The following is a 19,174-nucleotide window of genomic DNA, read 5'->3' on the forward strand; positions in this document are numbered from 1 at the left end:
TCGGCGTCCTGTCGTCGGCGTCCTCGGCGTCAGGGTCCGGGATGACGTTCACGGTGAACCGGATGGTCCCGCGGGCGATGCCAAGCGGTACTTTGCGGACACCTTGGGCGAGCCCCCTGGTCGCCACCGAAAATCCAGGCCGCCCGACCCGACGCCCCCGCAGCCCGGCGAGGTCATGACCGATTCGTACAAGACCCGTGGTGCGTGTCCGTTCTACGTTCGGACCATGACTCCACAACTCGACGCGATCGGCATCACGACCGCGGATCTGACCGCATCGCTCGCCTTCTACCGCCGGCTCGGGCTCGACATCCCGGCCGAGGCGGATTCCGCACCCCATGTCGAAGTGACCCTGCCGGGCGGGCAGCGCCTCATGTGGGACACCGAGGACGTCATCCGCTCCTACGACCCCGAGTGGTCCGGTGCGCGGGGCGGCGACCGGGTCGGGCTCGCGTTCCGCTGCGACGGTCCCGCGGAGGTGGACGCGGTGTACGACGATCTGACCGGCGCCGGGTACCGGGGCCATCTGAAGCCGTGGGACGCCGTGTGGGGGCAGCGTTACGCGGTGGTCCTCGACCCGGACGGCTGCGCGGTGTCGCTGTTCGCCAACGCCTCGCAGTAGGCGGTCAGGGTGGTACCGGCCAGTTCGCGCATCTCGCGCGCAAGATGCGCCTGGTCGGTACAGCCCGCCGCGAGCGCCGCCTCGGCGTAAGGCGTTCCGCACCGTACGAGAGCGAGCGCACGCTGCAGCCGCAGGACCCGGGCCAGGGTCTTGGGCCCGTAGCCGAAGGCCGCCAGGGAACGGCGGTGCAGTTGGCGGGCGCCGAGACCGGCCGTGTGCGCGGTCTCGGCGACGGACCGGCCCCGCGCCAGCTGCCGGGCGACGAACCGCATCAGCGGGTCCGCCGGCCCGGTCTCGGCCGCCTGCCGCAGCGCCACGGACTCCAGGGCCGCGGCAGGGTCGGCGGCATCGGCGATGCGCTCGGCGAGTACCCGCACCTGGGCGGCGGACCACAGATCAGCGAGCTCGACCCGCTGGTCACGCAGTTCGTCCGCCGGTACACCGAGGAGCGCCGGCGCGGTGCCCGGGGCGAACCGGATGCCGGTGAACCGCCCGCCGGTCGCCCCGGCGGGCTCGTACGCGTGGGTGTCGGGCCCGGCGACGAGCAGCCGACCGTCGATCCAGAGCAGGTCCATGCAACCGTCGGGCAGTACCGGTCGGAGAGGCCCCTCGGGCGCCTGCCGGGTCCAGACGATCGCTCCGCCGAACCGGGACTCCCGCTCCTCGTACGTTTCGACCACGGCTCCACGCTAAGGGTTGTCCGGCACCAAGGGCCGTCCCGTGATCCCTGGCGGGCGCACGACGACAGCCACGGCACCTCGCGGCATTGCCGGAACGCCCTGATACATCCGGTATGAGGGCGCTCCTCCGCCTTGCGATGCACCGCACCCGACGCCGCGCGCTGATCCACCGGGGATTACGGGACAGCCCTCAGGAATGGGACTCCCGGGACCGCTTCGTCCCCTGCTCCGCCTCCTTGGCCGGGTCCTTGGCCATGTCCTTCTCGCCCCTCGGCTGCAGCAGCCGGGACTTCACATCGTCCGGCGGCAGGAATCGCGACCACCGCTCCGGGAACTCGGACGGCATATAGGGACTGTCACCGTCCTCGTCGCAATCCGCCTGTGTCCGCGCCACCAACTCCGCGGCCTGGGCGGCCCGCGCCCGGTCGTTGGCCGCGCGTGCCGCCGCCGTCGCCACCGACGGCCACACCCGGTCGATGGCGGCGTTGACCGCCGCCCCCACCAGTACCGCGAACGCGGAGATACCGATCCACAGCAGCACGGCGATGGGGGCGGCCAGCGACCCGTAGATCGTCGGCCCCTCGACCGTACTGGTCAGATAGATCCGCAGCACGAAGCTGCCGACCACCCACATGGCGAGCGCCACGAGCGCGCCCGGTACGTCCTCCATCCAGGGCGACCGGACCGGCACGGACACGTGGTAGAGCGTCGTCAGGAACGCGATCGACAGCACGATCACCAGCGGCCAGTACAGGACGCTGATGACTTCCGTGCCCCACGGGACGAACTCCACGACCCGGTCGGGGCCCACCACGAGCAGCGGCAGTACGACCGCGCCGAGCAGCAGCGCGACGATGTACAGCAGGAAGGAGAGCAGCCGCGTCTTGACGATGCCTCGCTGGCCGTCGAGGCCGTACATCACGGTGATCGTGTCGATGAAGACGTTCACGGCGCGGGACCCCGACCAGAGCGCGATCGCGAAACCGATCGAGATGACATCGGGCCGGGCACCGGTCGTGACGTCCGCCAGGAGCGGTTTCGCGAAGTCGTTGACGCCCCGCTGGGACAGGACCGTCTGCGCGGCGTTGAGGATGTTGCTCTCGATGGACGCGACCGTGGTGGTGTTCGTCCACGCATCGACGTAACCGAGCAGTCCGATGAGTCCGAGCAGCAGTGGCGGCAGGGACAGCAGGGTGAAGAACGCCGCCTCGGCCGCGAGCCCCAGAATGCGGTACTCCATGCACGAGTTGACGGTGTCCTTGAGCAACTGCCAGACCATCTGCCGCTTGGATACGTTGCGGTAGAGGACTCGGGCCCGGTGGAGCCGACCCGGTGGCCGCTCGGGTGTTTCATTTGCTGCCTGCACATCTTTACCGTAGCGGCATGGCAGCCACCACCCACACCGTGTCCAATCAGGTCCCGCCGCTGGTCGGCTACGACGTCTTCGCGGCCGACCGCGCACTCACCGAGGCCGTGGAGCGGCATCTCGCGCCCGAGCTGCTCGACGACGCACGGAACGAGCTCACCGAGCTGGGCCGGTCCGCGGGGTCGGCACAGGCCCAGGAGTGGGGTGCGCTGGCGAACGAGTATGCGCCGAAACTGCGCACTCATGACCGTTACGGGCATCGCATCGACGAGGTGGAGTTCCATCCCGCCTATCACCGGCTGCTGGGGCACGCGGTCGGCGCGCGGCTGACCGATGCCTGGGACCGACCGGGCGGTCATGTGCGTCGCGCGGCCGGGTTCCTCGTGTGGACGCAGGCCGAGGCCGGGCACGGCTGCCCGCTGTCGATGACGCACGCGGCGGTGCCCGCGCTGCGGACCGATCCGGTGCTGGCCGCCGAGTGGGAGCCGCGACTGACGTCGTCGGTGTACGAGCGGGAGCTCCGCCCCGCCGCGCAGAAGGCCGGTGTGCTCTTCGGGATGGGCATGACGGAGAAGCAGGGCGGCACCGATGTGCGGTCCAACACGACACGGGCCGAGCCGCTGTCCACCGACGGCGAGTATCTGCTCACCGGGCACAAGTGGTTCTGTTCGGCGCCGATGTCCGACGGTTTCCTGGTACTGGCGCAGGCACCAGGCGGGCTGACGTGCTTCCTGCTGCCCCGGGTGCTGCCCGACGGCACCCGTAACGTGTTCGCGATCCAGCGCCTCAAGGACAAGCTGGGCAACCGGTCCAACGCGTCGAGTGAGGTCGAGTTCGACGGGACGTGGGCACGCCGGGTCGGCGAGGAGGGACGTGGGGTCCGCACCATCATCGAGATGGTGGCGGCGACCCGGCTGGACTGTGTGACCGGGTCGGCGGCGCTGATGCGGCAGGCGGTGGCGCAGGCTATCCACCACTGCACGTATCGCAGCACGTTCGGCGGGGTGCTGATCGAGAAGCCGCTGATGCGGAACGTCCTGGCCGATCTGGCGCTGGAGTCCGAGGCGGCGACGGTGCTGGCACTGCGGCTGGCCGCCGCGTACGACGCCGGTACGGAGGCGGAGGCCGCATTCCTGCGGATCGCGGTGCCCACGGCGAAGTACTGGGTGACGAAGCGGTGCACACCCATGGTGGGCGAGGCGCTGGAATGCCTGGGCGGCAACGGTTACGTCGAGGAGTCCGGGATGCCGCGGCTGCTGCGCGAGGCGCCGCTCAACTCGATCTGGGAGGGCTCCGGGAACGTACAGGCCCTGGACGTCCTGCGGGCGCTGCAGCGTGAACCCCAGGCCCTGAACGCGTTCCTCCAGGAGGTCGGCAGGGCGCGTGGTGCCGATCACCGGCTGGACGGAGCGATCAAGGGCATGCTGACCGAGCTCGCCGATCTGAACGGGATCGAGGCGCGGGCCCGTCGGCTCGTCGAACGGATGGCGCTGGTACTGCAGGGGTCGCTGCTGGTCCGCTGGGCGCCGCCGGAGGTCGCCGACGCGTTCTGTGCCTCGCGGCTGGGCGGGGACTGGGGCGCCGCGTTCGGGACGCTGCCGCACAGTCTGGACCTGGCATCGATCGTGGAGCGAGCGCGGCCCGTCGCGCACTGATCCGCCCGGAACAGCGACGGAGGGTGGTGCTGCGCCGACACGGCACCACCCTCCATGCTGTGCACACCGAACAACAGGGCACAGGCTCCGCCGTGCGGTGATACGCCACTCTCGTACGCACCTGTGGGTCCGCGCCAGAGTTGCAAAGGGTTGCAACCATTGTGTGGAGTGCGCGGTATCGGGAACCCCACAACGGCAGGATGGGCCCCGTGGGCCGCCGACACGGCCCTCGTGTCTGGGGGGATTTCGACAGTGGAGACACATGCTGCCGAGCTGACAAGGCTGACGGCCATGGACTCGGACCGGGCCACGCGCCATCTCCACAGGGCCCGGGAGACGAGGCCGGCGGGCGACCGGATGCCGGTCGCGCCGCGGGCCGAGATCGGTGCCTCGTGGGAGCGGGTGCTGCGCAGGGGCATCGATCCGGAGCAGTCCACGGAGAGCGTGCTGCTGGATCTCGACGAGATCGAGCACCGACGCCGGAGTTCGGCGCTGGGTGAGGTGATGCCGCTGCTCAGCGAAGGGCTGGTCTCCGTCGCCGACGCCGCGCAGCAGATCATGGTCGTCGCCGATGTCGAGGGCCGGGTGCTGTGGCGGGAGGGCAATCCGGGGGTGCTGCGCCGGGCCGACGGCATCTGCCTGGAGGAGGGTGCCGCCTGGTCCGAGGCCGACACGGGCACGAATGCGATCGGTACGGCAATCGCCGGGCGCGCCCCGGTACAGGTCCACTCGTCCGAACACTTCGTCCACAGCCTGCACACCTGGACGTGCGCGGCGGCCCCGGTCCGTGACCCGCGGGACGGCCGGATGATGGGCATCGTCGACGTCAGCGGGCCCGCGTCCACCTACCATCCGACGACGCTCGCCCTGGTCGGTTCGGTGGCCCGGCTCGCCGAGAGCGAGATCCGGAACCGGCATCTGATCGCGATCGACCGGCTGCGGTCGGTGGCCGCGCCGCTGCTCGCCCGGCTGGGCGGCCGGGCGATGGCGGTGGACGCGCAGGGCTGGCTGGCGGCGGTCACCGGGATGCCGCCGGTGGACCGGCTGCCCCTGCCGAAGTCGCTGCAGCCGGGCCGGGTGTGGCTGCCGTCGCTCGGCATGTGCCGGGTGGAGCCACTGCTCAGCGGCTGGCTCGTGCAGGTGGCGGACGGCCCGTCGGATGGTCCGCCGCGCCGGGTGGTCCTCGACCTGAGCCGGCCGCGCGGCCTCGCGGTCAATGTGGTGGGCCCGGTCGGCACCTGGACCCAGCGGCTCTCACCGCGCCATGCCGAGCTGCTGTACACGCTGGCGCTGCACCGCGAGGGGCGGACGGCGTCCGAGCTGGCGGAGGACATCTTCGGCGATGCGACCCGCACCGTGACGGTCCGGGCCGAGATCTCGCGGATGCGGCGCCACTTGGCCGAGGTGCTGGCGCACCGCCCGTACCGTTTCGGCGAGGGCGTCGAGGTGGAGGTGATCCACCCGGAGCATCCGGGCGATCTGCTGCCGCGCTCGACGGCTCCGGTGGTGGTCAGGGCCCGTCCGACGGGGTGACCTGAGAACCGGAATGCTCCAGTGCGTACCGGGGGGCAGGCTTTGGCCAAAGCTGCACGGCATGGTTCCCTGACAGCCATGAGCAACACGGAACCCACAGCTGCCGCCACCGAGGTGACCGTCTGGTCCCTGGAACAGACCTCCCCCGACGACCTGCGGCCCGCCGCAGCCCCCGAGGGCGACATCCGGATCGTACGGTCGGCGGTGCCGCTGCCCGAGTTCAGCCGGTTCCTGTACACGGCGGTCGGGGGTGACATCCAGTGGACCGACCGGCTCTCGATGACGTACGCACAGTGGCGGGAGGCGCTGGACCGGCCCGGCGCGGAGACCTGGGTGGCGTACGAGAACGGGACCCCGGCCGGGTACATCGAACTGGACCCGCAGGACGACGGCGTCGTCGAGATCATGTACTTCGGACTGATCCCGGCGTTCCGCGGCCGCCGGATCGGGGGCCATCTGCTCGCCTACGGGGCCGCGCGCGCCTGGGACCTGGCGGAGCGCTGGCCGGAGCGGACGCCGACGAAGCGGGTGTGGCTGCACACCTGCTCCAAGGACGGCCCGCACGCGATGGACAACTACCTCCGGCGCGGGTTCCGGCTCTTCGACACGAAGGTGGAGCTGGAGCCGGACGTGGCCACGCCGGGGCCTTGGCCGGGGGCGCAGCGGTAGGAGTCGGGCCGGCGCCGTGCGCGCCGAGGGGCCGTCCCCGGACCGCGGCCAGGCCGTCCGGGGACCGCGGCCAGGCCGTCCGCGGAGCGTGGCCCCCTGTTGCGCCCCGCCGCGCGAGCCGCCGCGCCGGATCGCCGCGCGTTTGCCGGTGCCTGCGGCCGCCCGGGGGCGGCGATCCGACCGGACCCCCATACGGACACACCGGGAGCTAGCGGCCCATTCGGATCGGAACGCCTCCGCCCCGGCGTGACCGACACCACATCATCTCATCTTTCGGGACAGTCTCGTCCACATCATGGATAGTGGTGGACTGCTCCGAGATGCGCGTGACACGCTTCCGTCATGTCTGGAACTGGGATTGCCTTGGTGAGTCGACGCCACGTCGACCTCGGCCGCATGTCCAGCGCCATCTGTCCGGCGAGCTGAGAGTCCCAGCACCCGCCGCGTTCCCCTTTTCTCTGCAACTCCTGCGCACCGCCGCGCCTCAGCGCGAGTGTGCAGTTCAGAGCCGCCCTCCCGCAGTCCCGAAGGACGTACTGTCATGGCCGCCACCCCGGAACAGCCTGCGACCACCACGCCCCGCCGCAAGGCCGGACGCCACCGTGGCGAGGGCCAGTGGGCCGTGGGACACCACACTCCGCTCAACGGCAATGAGCAGTTCAAGAAGGACGACGACGGTCTCAATGTGCGGACACGCATTGAGACGATCTACTCCAAGCGCGGATTCGACTCGATCGACCCCAACGATCTTCGCGGGCGCATGCGCTGGTGGGGTCTCTACACCCAGCGCAAGCCGGGGATCGACGGCGGCAAGACCGCGATCCTGGAGCCCGAGGAGCTGGACGACAAGTACTTCATGCTGCGGGTCCGGATCGACGGCGGCCGGCTGACCACCGCGCAGCTGCGCGTCATCGGCGAGATCTCGCAGGAGTACGCACGCGGCACCGCGGACATCACCGACCGGCAGAACATCCAGCTGCACTGGATCCGCATCGAGGACGTCCCGGCGATCTGGGAGAAGCTGGAGGCCGTCGGGCTCTCCACCACCGAGGCATGCGGCGACTGCCCGCGTGTGATCATCGGTTCGCCGGTGGCGGGGATCGCCGCCGACGAGATCATCGACGGCACGCCCGCGGTCGACGAGATCCACGACCGGTACATCGGCAACAAGGAATTCTCCAACCTGCCGCGCAAGTTCAAGACCGCGATCTCCGGCTCACCGGTGCAGGACGTGGTCCACGAGATCAACGACATCGCGTTCGTCGGCGTGGTCCACCCCGAGCACGGTCCGGGTTTCGACGTCTGGGTCGGTGGCGGGCTCTCCACCAACCCGCGGCTCGCCGAACGCCTGGGCGCCTGGGTGCCGTTGGACGAGGTCCCGGACGTCTGGGCCGGTGTGGTGGGGATCTTCCGTGACTACGGCTACCGGCGGCTGCGTACCCGCGCCCGTCTGAAGTTCCTGATGGCCGACTGGGGCCCGGCGAAGTTCCGCCAGGTACTGGAGGACGAGTACCTCGAGCGCCCGCTGATCGACGGGCCCGCCCCCGAGCAGCCGAGCAGCCGCTGGCGCGACCACGTGGGTGTCCACCAGCAGCAGGACGGACGTTTCTACGTCGGGTTCGCGCCCCGGGTCGGCCGGGTGGACGGCTCCACGCTGGCCAAGATCGCCGACCTGGCGGCCGCACACGGCTCGGACCGGCTGCGCACCACCGTCGAGCAGAAGATGCTCATCCTCGACGTCGAGCAGGACCAGGTGGACTCCTTGGTCACGGGACTCGAGGCGCTCGACTTCCAGGTGAAGCCCTCGCCCTTCCGGCGCGGCACGATGGCCTGCACCGGCATCGAGTTCTGCAAGCTGGCGATCGTCGAGACGAAGGCACGCGGTGCCTCGCTGATCGACGAACTGGAGCGCCGCATGCCGGAGTTCGACGAGCCGCTCACCATCAACATCAACGGCTGCCCCAATGCCTGCGCCCGCATCCAGACCGCGGACATCGGCCTCAAGGGTCAGCTCGTCCTGGACGCAGACGGCAACCAGGTCGAGGGTTACCAGGTGCACCTCGGTGGCGCACTGGGCCTGGAGGCCGGCTTCGGCCGCAAGGTCCGTGGCCTGAAGGTCACTTCCGCCGAGCTGCCCGACTACGTCGAGCGGGTGCTGGGCCGATTCCAGGCGGAGCGTGAGGACGGCGAGCGGTTCGCGACCTGGGCGGCGCGGGCCAGTGCGGAGTCACTGTCATGAGCGAGCGCGCCGCACCGTTCTACTGCCCGTACTGCGGCGACGAGGACCTGCGCCCGCACGAGACCGGGCACGGCGCCTGGGAATGTGCTTCCTGCAACCGCGCGTTCCGGTTGGGGTTTCTGGGCCTGCTGACCCGGGGACTGCAGCGCAACGACGTCGAAGGGGACGGGATATGACGGAGACTCTGCAGACCGGACGGCTCGGGGCCGAGGAGCTCAGGGAGCTGGCCGAGCGGGCGGGCCGGGAACTCGAGGACGCCTCCGCGCCGGAGATCCTGCAGTGGGCCGCCGACACCTTCGGCAAGCGGTTCTGTGTCACCTCCTCGATGGAGGACGCGGTCGTGGCGCACCTCGCGTCCCGCGTCCTCCCGGGTGTCGACGTGGTCTTCCTCGACACCGGTTACCACTTCGAGGAGACGATCGGCACGCGTGACGCCGTCGAGGCCGTGATGGACGTCAACGTCATCACGCTCACCCCGCGGCAGACGGTGGCCGAGCAGGACGCCGAGTACGGGCCGAAGCTGCACGACCGGGACCCCGATCTGTGCTGCAAGCTGCGCAAGGTCAAGCCCCTCGAGGAGGGTCTGACGTCGTACACGGCCTGGGCGACAGGGCTGCGCCGCGACGAGTCCCCGACCCGGGCGAACACCCCGGTCGTCGGCTGGGACGAGAAGCGGCAGAAGGTCAAGATCTCGCCGATCGCCCGCTGGACGCAGGACGACGTCGACGCGTACGTGGCGGAACACGGCGTTCTCACCAACCCGCTGCTGATGGACGGATACGCCTCCGTGGGCTGTAGGCCGTGCACCCGCCGGGTGCTGGAGGGCGAGGACGCACGCGCCGGACGCTGGGCCGGCCGGGGCAAGACCGAGTGCGGGCTGCACGACTGATGACGACTGATGACGACTGATCAGGAGATACCGATGAGCGTGACGGAGACGGGTGCCACCATCTGGCTGACCGGTCTGCCGAGCGCGGGCAAGACCACCATCGCGTACGAACTCGCCGGGCGGCTGCGCGGCGAGGGCCACCGCGTGGAGGTGCTCGACGGCGACGAGATCCGGGAGTTCCTCTCCGCGGGTCTCGGCTTCTCCCGCGAGGACCGCCACACCAACGTCCAGCGGATCGGCTTCGTCGCCGAACTGCTGGCGGCCAACGGCGTGAAGGTGCTGGTCCCGGTCATCGCCCCGTACGCGGACAGCCGGGACGCGGTACGCAAGCGTCACCAGGCGGAGGGCACCGCGTACCTGGAGGTGCATGTCGCGACTCCGGTCGAGGTGTGCTCCGTACGTGATGTGAAGGGCCTCTACGCCAAGCAGGCGGCGGGCGAGATCAGCGGACTCACCGGGGTCGACGACCCGTACGAGGCGCCCGAATCGCCGGACCTGCGGATCGAGTCGCACCAGCAGACCGTGCAGGAGTCCGCGGCGGAGCTGTACGCGCTGCTGAGCGAGAGGGGTGCAGCGTGACGACCGTCGCGACTGTGTCGGAAGGTACCGACAATCCGTACGCACTCAGCCACCTGGACTCCCTGGAGTCCGAGGCGGTGCACATCTTCCGTGAGGTGGCGGGAGAGTTCGAGCGACCGGTGATCCTGTTCTCCGGCGGCAAGGACTCGATCCTGATGCTGCACCTGGCGCTCAAGGCGTTCGCGCCGGCACCGGTGCCGTTCACGCTGCTGCACGTCGACACCGGGCACAACTTCCCCGAGGTCCTCGACTACCGCGACCGCACGGTCGCCGAGCACGGGCTGCGGCTGCACGTCGCCTCCGTGCAGGAGTACATCGACGCCGGGAAGCTCCGCGAGCGCCCGGACGGCACCCGCAACCCGCTGCAGACCGTGCCGCTGACCGAGGCGATCCAGGAGCACCGCTTCGACGCCGTGTTCGGCGGCGGCCGCCGTGACGAGGAGAAGGCACGCGCCAAGGAGCGGGTCTTCTCGCTGCGCGACGAGTTCTCCCAGTGGGACCCGCGCCGCCAGCGTCCCGAGCTGTGGCAGCTGTACAACGGCCGCCACGCCCCCGGCGAGCACGTCCGGGTCTTCCCGATCTCCAACTGGACCGAGCTCGACGTCTGGCAGTACATCGAGCGTGAGGGCATCGAGCTTCCGGAGATCTACTTCGCCCACGAGCGGGAGGTCTTCAACCGCTCCGGGATGTGGCTGACCGCCGGTGACTGGGGCGGCCCCAAGGAGGGCGAGCGGGTCGAGACCCGGCAGGTGCGCTACCGCACCGTCGGCGACATGTCCTGCACCGGCGCGGTCGACTCGGACGCCACGACGCTCGCCGCCGTGATCACCGAGATCGCCGCCTCCCGGCTCACCGAGCGGGGCGCGACGCGCGCCGACGACAAGATGTCCGAGGCCGCGATGGAAGACCGCAAGCGCGAGGGGTACTTCTAAGATGTCCGCACTCACCCAGCACGCAGAGCAGTTGTCGACCACGACCCTGCTGCGGTTCGCCACCGCGGGGTCCGTCGACGACGGCAAGTCCACCCTCGTCGGACGCCTTCTGCACGACTCCAAGTCGGTCCTCACCGACCAGCTCGAGGCCGTCGAGCACGCCTCGCGCAGCCGGGGCCAGGAGGCGCCGGACCTGGCGCTGCTGACCGACGGACTGCGGGCCGAGCGCGAGCAGGGCATCACCATCGATGTCGCCTACCGCTACTTCGCCACGCCGCGCCGACGGTTCATCCTTGCCGACACCCCGGGGCATGTGCAGTACACCCGGAACATGGTGACGGGGGCCTCGACGGCCGAGTTGGCCGTCGTCCTGGTGGACGCCCGCAACGGTGTCGTCGAGCAGACCCGCCGGCACGCCGCCGTCGCCGCGCTGCTGCGGGTGCCGCACGTGGTCCTGGCCGTCAACAAGATGGACCTGGTCGACTACGCGGAGCCCGTATTCGCCGCCATCGCCAAGGAGTTCACCGCGTACGCCGCCTCGCTCGGCGTCCCGGAAATCACCGCGATCCCGATCTCCGCGCTCGCGGGAGACAACGTCGTGGAGCCGTCCGCGCACATGGACTGGTACGGCGGCCCGACGGTCCTCGAACATCTGGAGACGGTGCCGGTCAGCCACGACCTCACCGGCTGCCACGCACGCTTCCCCGTCCAGTACGTGATCCGGCCGCAGACCGCCGAGCACCCCGACTACCGGGGCTACGCGGGCCAGATCGCCGCCGGTGCGTTCCGCGTGGGCGAGGCCGTCACGGTCCTGCCCTCGGGCCGCACGTCGACGATCGCCGGGATCGACGCGCTCGGCGAGAGCGTCGACATCGCCTGGGCTCCCCAGTCGGTGACCATCCGGCTCGCCGACGACATCGACGTCTCGCGCGGTGACCTCATCGCACCGGCCGACGACGCGCCGGCGGTCACCCAGGACGTCGAGGCAACCGTCTGCCACGTCGCGGACCAGCCGCTCGTGGTCGGCCAGCGGGTGCTGCTCAAGCACACCACCCGCACGGTCAAGGCGATCGTCAAGGACATCCCGTCGCGGCTGACGCTGGACGACCTCTCGCAGCACCCGGCGCCCGGCCGGCTCGTCGCCAACGACATCGGCCGGGTCGTCGTCCGTACCGCCGAGCCGCTCGCGCTGGACGCGTACGCGGACTCCCGGCGCACCGGCTCGTTCCTGCTGATCGACCCGGCGGACGGCACCACGCTGACGGCCGGCATGGCAGGCGCCTCGTTCGCCGCCGAGGCCCAGACCGAGGCCGACGCCGCCGACGACGACGCCGAATGGGACTTCTGATGGTTGTCGACATCTACGCGACGTTCGCGAAGGAGGGCGGCCGCATCGGCAGCGGCGCCCTCGGCAGCGGCCAGGGCGGGGTTGCGCGATGTGCGTGATGACGTACGCGCACTGCCTGCGCGCCCGCTTGCACCAGCCGCACCGCCTGCACCGCCAGTTCAGACGAAGACATGCCGACTTCCCGGCTGCGTCCCCGTAACCGATCGAGGGACGTGAGCACCGGGCCAACGAGAGGAAAGCCTCCCGTGCCTGCCACCCGTACCACCCTGCGCCGCGGCCTCGCCGCTTCCGCCGCCCTGCCGCTGCTCGCCGTTGCGCTCACCGCCTGCGGCTACGGCGCCGCGGCGAAGGACGACGACGCCAAGAAGGCGAACGTCTCCGCCGACGGCAAGAAGCTCTCCGCGGACACCGTGAAGATCGGCTATTTCCCGAACCTCACGCACGCCACCGCCCTGGTCGGCATCCAGGAAGGCATCATCGCCAAGGAGCTCGGGGGCACGACGGTCAAGCCGTCGACGTTCAACGCGGGCCCGTCCGAGATCGAGGCGCTCAACGCCGGTTCGATCGACATCGGCTTCATCGGCCCCTCCCCTTCCATCAACGGCTTCACCAAGTCCAAGGGCAAGAGCCTGCGGATCATCGGCGGTGCGGCGTCCGGTGGTGTGAAGCTGGTCGTCGACCCGAAGAAGATCAAGAGCCTGGACGACCTCAAGGGCAAGAAGATCGCCACCCCGCAGCTCGGCAACACCCAGGACGTGGCGTTCCTCAACTGGATCTCCGAGAAGGGCTGGAAGGTCGACGCCCAGAGCGGCAAGGGCGACGTCTCCGTGGTCCGCACGGACAACAAGGTGACCCCGGACGCCTACAAGTCCGGTTCCATCGACGGCGCCTGGGTTCCTGAGCCGACCGCATCCAAGCTGGTCGCGCAGGGCGCGAAGGTGCTCCTCGACGAGTCGACACTCTGGCCGGACAAGAAGTTCGTGATCACGAACATCATCGTGTCGCAGAAGTTCCTCACGGAGCACCCGGACGTCGTCGAGGCGGTACTGCGCGGTTCGGTCAACACCAACGCGTGGATCAACGCCAACCCGGACGAGGCGAAGGCGTCCGCCAACACGGCGCTCAAGGAGTTGTCCGGCAAGGAGCTGCCGGCCGAGGTCCTCGACCCGGCGTGGAAGTCGATCCAGTTCACCGATGACCCGCTGGCGGCCACGCTCGACACGGAGGCCAAGCACGCGGTGAAGGCGGGCCTGCTGGAGCAGACGGACCTGACGGGCATCTACGACCTGAAGCCGCTGAACAAGATCCTCAAGGCCGCGGGCAAGCCCGAGGTCGCCGACGCCGGTCTCGGCGTCAAGTAAGCCACCCGACCGTTCCAGGATCTCCCAGGAGGTGACGACCATGGCGACGACCACGCTCACCAAGGCCGAGGACCGTACGGCGGTCGGGCACGCCGCCCGTATCGACCACGTCTCGAAGTCCTTCGGCGGACCGGAGGGACAGCAACTCGTCCTGGACGACATCACGCTCGATGTCGCCCCCGGCGAGTTCGTCACCCTCCTGGGAGCTTCCGGCTGCGGTAAATCGACACTGCTCAACCTGGTGGCCGGACTCGACCGCCCGACCGCGGGGTCCATCGAGACCCCCGGCGGGCGGCCGGCCCTGATGTTCCAGGAGCACGCCCTCTTCCCCTGGCTGACCGCGGGCAAGAACATCGAACTCGCGCTTCGGCTGCGCGGCGTACCCAAGTCCGACCGCCGCCGGGAGGCGGAGCGGCTGCTCGAACTCGTGCGGCTCGGCGGGGCGTACGGGAAGCGGGTGCACGAACTCTCGGGCGGCATGCGGCAGCGGGTGGCGATGGCCCGCGCGCTCGCCCAGGACAGTCAACTGCTGCTGATGGACGAGCCGTTCGCCGCTCTCGACGCCATCACCCGGGATGTACTGCACGACGAGCTGACCCGGATCTGGCGCGAGACGAACGTCTCGGTCCTCTTCGTCACGCACAACGTGCGGGAGGCGGTCCGGCTCGCCCAGCGGGTCGTCCTGCTGTCGTCGCGGCCGGGCCGGATCGCCCGGGAGTGGGCGGTCGGCATCGACCAGCCGCGCCGCATCGAGGACACCGCGGTGGCGGAGCTGTCCGTCGAGATCACCGAACAACTGCGTGGGGAGATCCGCCGACATGGCCAGCACTGACACCACCGCCGAGGACGGCACCGCCTCGTCCGGCTCCGTCAAGGCCGCCGCCCAGGACCTGGCCGGGCTGGAGGCGGGGCTCGACGCGCTCGACGCGGTGCGGGTGAGCCGGACCCCGGTGCGCCAGGTGCTGGTGCGGAAGGTTCTGCCGCCGGTCGTGGCCGTCGCGCTGGTGCTCGTCGTCTGGCAGATCCTCATCTGGGCGAAGGTCACCGACGACTACAAGCTGCCGTCGCCGTCGCAGGTCTGGGGCGAGGTGACCAACGCGTGGGCGCAGGGCACCTTGCTCGACTACATCTGGACGAGCGTCTCGCGCGGCCTGCTCGGCTTCCTGCTGGCGCTCGTCATCGGTACCCCGCTCGGGCTGCTGGTGGCGCGCGTGAAGGTGGTGCGCGCGGCCATCGGCCCGGTGCTGTCCGGTCTGCAGTCGCTGCCGTCGGTGGCGTGGGTGCCGCCCGCGGTGATCTGGCTGGGCCTCGACGACAGGATGATGTACGCGGTGATCCTGCTGGGCGCCGTCCCGTCGATAGCCAACGGTCTCGTCGCCGGTGTCGACCAGATCCCACCGCTGCACCTGCGGGCCGGACAGACACTGGGCGCCACCGGGCTGCGCGGCACCTGGCACATCGTGCTGCCCGCCTCGCTGCCCGGCTATCTGGCGGGTCTGAAGCAGGGCTGGGCGTTCTCCTGGCGCTCGCTGATGGCAGCCGAGATCATCGCCTCGTCGCCCGATCTGGGCGTGGGTCTGGGGCAGTTGCTGGAGCAGGGCCGCGAGACCAGCAGCATGTCGATGGTGTTCCTCGCCATCTTCCTGATCCTGATCGTCGGCATCGCCATCGACCTGCTGATCTTCAGCCCGCTGGAACGGTGGGTGCTGCGCAGCCGCGGTCTCCTCGTCAGTCGCTGATCCACGAAACCGAACCAGGAACCGAGTACCGTCATGGCTTCCCCCGTTCTTCTCGTCATCGCCCACGGCAGCCGCGATCCGCGGCACGCGGCGACCGTGCACGCGCTCACCGCGCGGGTCCGGGCGACGCGCCCCGGACTGCGCGTGGAGACCGGCTTCCTGGAATTCAACGCCCCGGCCGTGCCGCGGGTGCTGGAGCGGCTGGCCGCGGAAGGCGCCGGCGAGGTGGTGGCCCTTCCGCTGCTGCTGACCCGGGCCTTCCACGCCAAGACCGACATCCCCGCCGTGCTGCACGAGGCACAGACCCGGCTGCCGCGGCTGCGGATCCGGCAGGCGGAGGTGCTCGGCCCTTCGCCGCTGCTGAACTCCGCCCTGGAACGGCGGCTGTACGAAGCCGGGGTCTCCCCCGGCGACCGAAGCTCGACCGGGCTCGTCCTGACCTCGGCGGGCTCCACGGACCCGGAGGCGATCGCAGTGATCGCTGAAATCGCGCGGGAGCTGCGGCACACCGGTTGGTGCGCCGTGCGGCCTGCGTTCGCCTCCGCTGCATCTCCCGCAGGGTTCCCCCGCACCGAGGACACGGTACGGGCGCTGCGGGCCTCCGGCGTCGACCGCGTCGCCGTGGCCCCGTACGTCATCGCGCCCGGCCGCCTCCCCGACCGTATCGCCGCGGGCGCCCGGGAGGCGGGGGCGGATGTACTGGCCGACGTGCTCGGTCCTTCGCGGGAGCTGGCGCGGCTGCTGCTGCGCCGCTACGACGAGGCGTGTGTGCCGCGCGTGGCGGCGCTCACCGCCTGACAGCGATGCGGGACCCCCTTCGTCTGCCGACTGCCGACCGCGATCCGGCGCGGGGAGGCGGGCTCCGCGCCCGGAGCGCCATGAGAAGTGCCCTCCGCGGTCCCGGAGGGGTACGGGCGGTCAGCCGACGTCGAGGCTGCCGGTGCGGGTGCGCTTGAGCTCGAAGAAGTCCGGGTATCCGGCCAGCACCCGGAAGCTGTCGAAGAGCCTGCCCGCCTCCTCGCCGCGCGGTGCTGCGCGCAGCACCGGGCCGAACCACACCGTGCCGTCGACATGGATCGTCGGCGTGCCGACATAGCCGTCCGCCTCCGGGTCCTTGCCCGCGTCATGGCTGCGTCGCAGTGCTTCGTCATAGCTCTCCGCGTGCGCGGCAGCGGCGAGCGCGGCGGGCAGGCCGAGCTCGGCGAGGGATTCGACGATCACCTCGTCGAAGTCCTCGTTCTTCTGCTGGTGGATGCGGGTGCCGAAGGCGGTGTAGAGGTCCCGGAGCACGCCGTCGCCGTGCTCGGCCGCCGCGGCGACCGCGACCCGTACCGGACCGATCGACTTGTCGACCAGTTCCCGGTACCAGTCGGGCAGTTCGTTGCCGGTGTTGTGCAGATGGAGGCTCATGACGTGGAAGCGGAGCTCGATGTCGCGCTGCTGCTCCACCTCCAGCATCCAGCGGGAGGTGATCCAGGCGAACGGGCAGGCCGGGTCGAAGTAGAAGTCGACGACGGCCCGGTCGGTAGCGTGATTCCGATGAGTGGTCATGGCCCGAGCGTAGCCAGTCAATGGCGTACGACAACGGGCCAATCATCACCACTTCCAGTGGGCCACTTTCAGGCCGCGGTCCACTGCGGATCGCGTCCGCTGCGGGCCAGTGCGCGCGCGAGGGCGGGCGCCGATCCGGGCACGTCGACCTCGTCGGCGAAGCCGCCGTACTGCCGGTAGAGCTCGGCGGACCCGTCGATGACGCAGAGGATGTACGCGGCAGCCCCTTCGGAGAGCTTGAGTTCCTGACCGGTCGCGCGGGCCACGTCCCAACTGTGCAGAGCCGTCTCCTCGATGAGCATCGCGGCGATCTCGGCCGCGGGGGAGGACGCATGGCCCAGGTCGATCTCGCCCTCCCAGACGGCCGGGTCCGACCAGGCGGCGACGGCCCGGTCCAGTTGTGCCGCGTACTGCTCGGCCCAGTCGGCGTCGGCGGTGAAGTCACGGGCGACGAGCTCGTCGGGGAGGGGCGTGCGCCGGGCGCGGTGCTCCAGGCCGTGCGAGGTGTAGAGCACCCAGTGGTTGATCAGTTCCCGCAGATCCCAGTCACCGCAGGGAGTGGTGGCCGCGGTCAGCTGTTCGGCGCTGATGCCACGGGCGATACGGGCCGCCTCGACGGCGCATTCGGTCATATGGGCGTGCTCGGTCTTCATGCACCGGACGGTACGGCCGGCCGCCGTCGCCCGTATTGAAGAAATGCGACAGCGGCCCGCGCCGACCGTCCGGCTCGCTCAGGACGTGGCGTCGACCAGTGCGGTGAGTTCGGCCACGGACATCGATCCGGGCTCCCGCCGCTCACGCGCGAACGTGTTCGCCGTGCGCTGCAGCACGTCGTTGACCGGTGTGGGGACCCCGTGCAGGCGCCCGAGCAGCGCGATCTCGCCATTGAGGTAGTCCGCCTCGATCGTGCCCGTACCGCGGCTGAGGCTCTGCCAGGACGAACCGCCGTCGCGCGGCGAGCCGTCGAACGGTTCGAAGCGGATCCGGCCGCCCCGCGCCTTCGCCTGTTCCTCCTGACCGACCGCGTCGATACCGGCGGCCTCCAGGACCGCCTTCCCCTCGGCGAGCGCCCGCTTGAACAGGGCGACGGCGTCGTCCCCGGTGAGCAGTCCGGTGACCGCCTCGATCGCGTTGGCGAGATTGGACAGGAGCTTGCCGTACTTCCAGCGCATCACGTCCGGCACGACCGGGGCGAGCAGCATCGACTTCTCCAGATCGGCGTCGATCCGCTCGGCCGTCCCGTCCGTGCCGGCGGGGTAGCGCCCGAGGTGCAGGATGCCGGTCAGCGGAGTGCCGGCCGCGGACACCTCACCGGGCCGGACGAAGGTGGCCGGCAGCCAGACGCACATCCCGTACACGTGCTGGAAACGTCGCAGCGCGAGGCGTTCGCTCTCCACACCGTTCTGTGCGCAGACCAGGGGCAGTTGCTCGCCGGCGGTACCGCCGCCCGCCACCGGCCGGGCGCTCCAGGCGTCGAGCGCGGCGGTGCTGTCCTGCGTCTTCACGGCGAGTACGAGGACGTCGTCGAGGGTCAGATCGACGGCTTCGGGCCGGTCGACGACGGGGAGGCGGTGGGTGCGGGGGCCGTCCGGCGTGGTGAGCCGGAGGCCGCCCTCGCGCAATGCCTCGTACTGCACGCCGCGCGCCACGAGGACGACGTCGTGGCCGGCCTCGGCCAGACGTCCCCCGATGGCTCCTCCGACGGCACCCGCTCCCACGATGATGTAGCGCATTCCTGCTCCCGTTCGGTGCGGCCGTACGTCACATGGTGGCGGTCAGATCCTATGCGCGGGCCCGGGAGCTTGTTCAGGGCGCCCGGTACCGGAACGGCTCACGCCCTGTGCCCGCACTCTCGGCGCTCTCCCGCGAGCAGTTCGGCCGAGGTGCCGTCCGGGGTCCGAGCCACGGGCTCCATCAGCCGCAGGGCTCGAGGCCTCCCGCTCGGTACCTCGGGACGGGCATCGCGCGGCAGCGTACTGGTGCCCCTCCCGGCAAACATTGCCGGTCAAGG

Annotated in this window: 20 protein-coding genes; 15 read left to right on the forward strand and 5 right to left on the reverse strand. The window is 70.5% G+C overall.

All coding sequences use genetic code 11. The features are described from left to right. Positions 1 to 175: 175 nt before the first annotated feature. Complete coding sequence (locus tag ACFU6I_RS20015) at positions 176 to 622, forward strand: VOC family protein (protein ID WP_384368298.1); 447 nt, start codon at positions 176 to 178, stop codon at positions 620 to 622. On the opposite strand, the gene ACFU6I_RS20020 is transcribed toward ACFU6I_RS20015, so the two are convergent. Beyond that, entirely contained in the window at positions 559 to 1,302 is a 744-nt protein-coding gene (locus ACFU6I_RS20020; RefSeq protein ID WP_384368301.1) for a DUF6597 domain-containing transcriptional factor, read from the reverse strand. The genes ACFU6I_RS20015 and ACFU6I_RS20020 overlap by 64 nt on opposite strands. 190 nt (positions 1,303 to 1,492) lie before the next feature. Beyond that, the gene (locus tag ACFU6I_RS20025) at positions 1,493 to 2,668 is read right to left on the reverse strand and encodes a YihY/virulence factor BrkB family protein (protein ID WP_384368303.1); all 1,176 of its coding nucleotides are present in this window, start codon (positions 2,666 to 2,668) and stop codon (positions 1,493 to 1,495) included. Positions 2,669 to 2,685: 17 nt separating this feature from the next. Between ACFU6I_RS20025 and ACFU6I_RS20030 the strand changes: the two genes are divergently transcribed. The 14 genes from ACFU6I_RS20030 (at position 2,686) to ACFU6I_RS20095 (ending at position 16,410) form a co-directional block, all read left to right on the forward strand. Continuing rightward, complete coding sequence (locus ACFU6I_RS20030) at positions 2,686 to 4,323, forward strand: acyl-CoA dehydrogenase family protein (protein WP_384368306.1); 1,638 nt, start codon at positions 2,686 to 2,688, stop codon at positions 4,321 to 4,323. 291 nt (positions 4,324 to 4,614) lie between these two features. Beyond that, a complete protein-coding gene (locus ACFU6I_RS20035) occupies positions 4,615 to 5,856 on the forward strand; it encodes a GAF domain-containing protein (RefSeq protein WP_384368309.1) in 1,242 nt (413 codons plus the stop codon). Between the two features lie 78 nt (positions 5,857 to 5,934). Next, on the forward strand, positions 5,935 to 6,525 hold the full coding sequence (locus ACFU6I_RS20040; RefSeq protein WP_384368311.1) for a GNAT family N-acetyltransferase: 591 nt from the start codon (positions 5,935 to 5,937) through the stop codon (positions 6,523 to 6,525). 342 nt (positions 6,526 to 6,867) lie between these two features. Next, complete coding sequence (locus ACFU6I_RS20045) at positions 6,868 to 6,951, forward strand: putative leader peptide (protein WP_309486338.1); 84 nt, start codon at positions 6,868 to 6,870, stop codon at positions 6,949 to 6,951. Between the two features lie 115 nt (positions 6,952 to 7,066). Then, entirely contained in the window at positions 7,067 to 8,764 is a 1,698-nt protein-coding gene (locus ACFU6I_RS20050; protein ID WP_345514005.1) for a nitrite/sulfite reductase, read from the forward strand. Next, entirely contained in the window at positions 8,761 to 8,940 is a 180-nt protein-coding gene (locus ACFU6I_RS20055; RefSeq protein WP_384368314.1) for a hypothetical protein, read from the forward strand. The genes ACFU6I_RS20050 and ACFU6I_RS20055 overlap by 4 nt, the downstream gene beginning before the upstream one ends. After that, positions 8,937 to 9,653, forward strand: a complete 717-nt coding sequence (locus ACFU6I_RS20060; RefSeq protein ID WP_384368317.1) for a phosphoadenylyl-sulfate reductase — start codon at positions 8,937 to 8,939, stop codon at positions 9,651 to 9,653. Before ACFU6I_RS20055 ends, ACFU6I_RS20060 begins: the two co-directional genes overlap by 4 nt. A gap of 33 nt (positions 9,654 to 9,686) precedes the next feature. After that, positions 9,687 to 10,232, forward strand: coding sequence for an adenylyl-sulfate kinase (gene cysC, locus ACFU6I_RS20065; protein ID WP_030917145.1), 546 nt, complete (start codon positions 9,687 to 9,689; stop codon positions 10,230 to 10,232). Beyond that, positions 10,229 to 11,164 (forward strand): sulfate adenylyltransferase subunit CysD, encoded by a 936-nt coding sequence (cysD, locus tag ACFU6I_RS20070; protein WP_266980093.1) that lies wholly within the window; start codon positions 10,229 to 10,231, stop codon positions 11,162 to 11,164. The genes cysC and cysD overlap by 4 nt, the downstream gene beginning before the upstream one ends. A 1-nt stretch (position 11,165) precedes the next feature. After that, positions 11,166 to 12,512, forward strand: a complete 1,347-nt coding sequence (locus ACFU6I_RS20075) for a sulfate adenylyltransferase subunit 1 (protein ID WP_384368320.1) — start codon at positions 11,166 to 11,168, stop codon at positions 12,510 to 12,512. A gap of 245 nt (positions 12,513 to 12,757) precedes the next feature. Next, entirely contained in the window at positions 12,758 to 13,873 is a 1,116-nt protein-coding gene (locus ACFU6I_RS20080) for an ABC transporter substrate-binding protein (protein ID WP_384368323.1), read from the forward strand. Positions 13,874 to 13,913: 40 nt separating this feature from the next. Further along, positions 13,914 to 14,705, forward strand: coding sequence for an ABC transporter ATP-binding protein (locus ACFU6I_RS20085; RefSeq protein WP_384368326.1), 792 nt, complete (start codon positions 13,914 to 13,916; stop codon positions 14,703 to 14,705). Continuing rightward, complete coding sequence (locus ACFU6I_RS20090) at positions 14,692 to 15,612, forward strand: ABC transporter permease (protein ID WP_384368329.1); 921 nt, start codon at positions 14,692 to 14,694, stop codon at positions 15,610 to 15,612. Before ACFU6I_RS20085 ends, ACFU6I_RS20090 begins: the two co-directional genes overlap by 14 nt. A gap of 33 nt (positions 15,613 to 15,645) precedes the next feature. Beyond that, positions 15,646 to 16,410 (forward strand): sirohydrochlorin chelatase, encoded by a 765-nt coding sequence (locus tag ACFU6I_RS20095; protein ID WP_384368332.1) that lies wholly within the window; start codon positions 15,646 to 15,648, stop codon positions 16,408 to 16,410. A 120-nt stretch (positions 16,411 to 16,530) separates the two neighbouring features. Here ACFU6I_RS20095 and ACFU6I_RS20100 read toward each other — a convergent pair whose 3' ends face one another. The 3 genes from ACFU6I_RS20100 to ACFU6I_RS20110 form a co-directional block, all read right to left on the reverse strand. Continuing rightward, positions 16,531 to 17,163 carry a DsbA family protein gene (locus ACFU6I_RS20100; protein ID WP_384368335.1) on the reverse strand — a complete coding sequence of 211 codons (633 nt, stop codon included), beginning with the start codon at positions 17,161 to 17,163 and terminating at the stop codon, positions 16,531 to 16,533. 68 nt (positions 17,164 to 17,231) lie between these two features. Beyond that, positions 17,232 to 17,816 (reverse strand): TIGR03086 family metal-binding protein, encoded by a 585-nt coding sequence (locus ACFU6I_RS20105; protein ID WP_384368338.1) that lies wholly within the window; start codon positions 17,814 to 17,816, stop codon positions 17,232 to 17,234. A gap of 78 nt (positions 17,817 to 17,894) precedes the next feature. Then, entirely contained in the window at positions 17,895 to 18,896 is a 1,002-nt protein-coding gene (locus ACFU6I_RS20110) for a ketopantoate reductase family protein (protein WP_384368341.1), read from the reverse strand. Positions 18,897 to 19,174 lie beyond the last annotated feature (278 nt).

It is taken from the genome of Streptomyces sp. NPDC057486 (assembly GCF_042802415.1).
GTDB lineage: Bacteria > Actinomycetota > Actinomycetes > Streptomycetales > Streptomycetaceae > Streptomyces > Streptomyces yanii.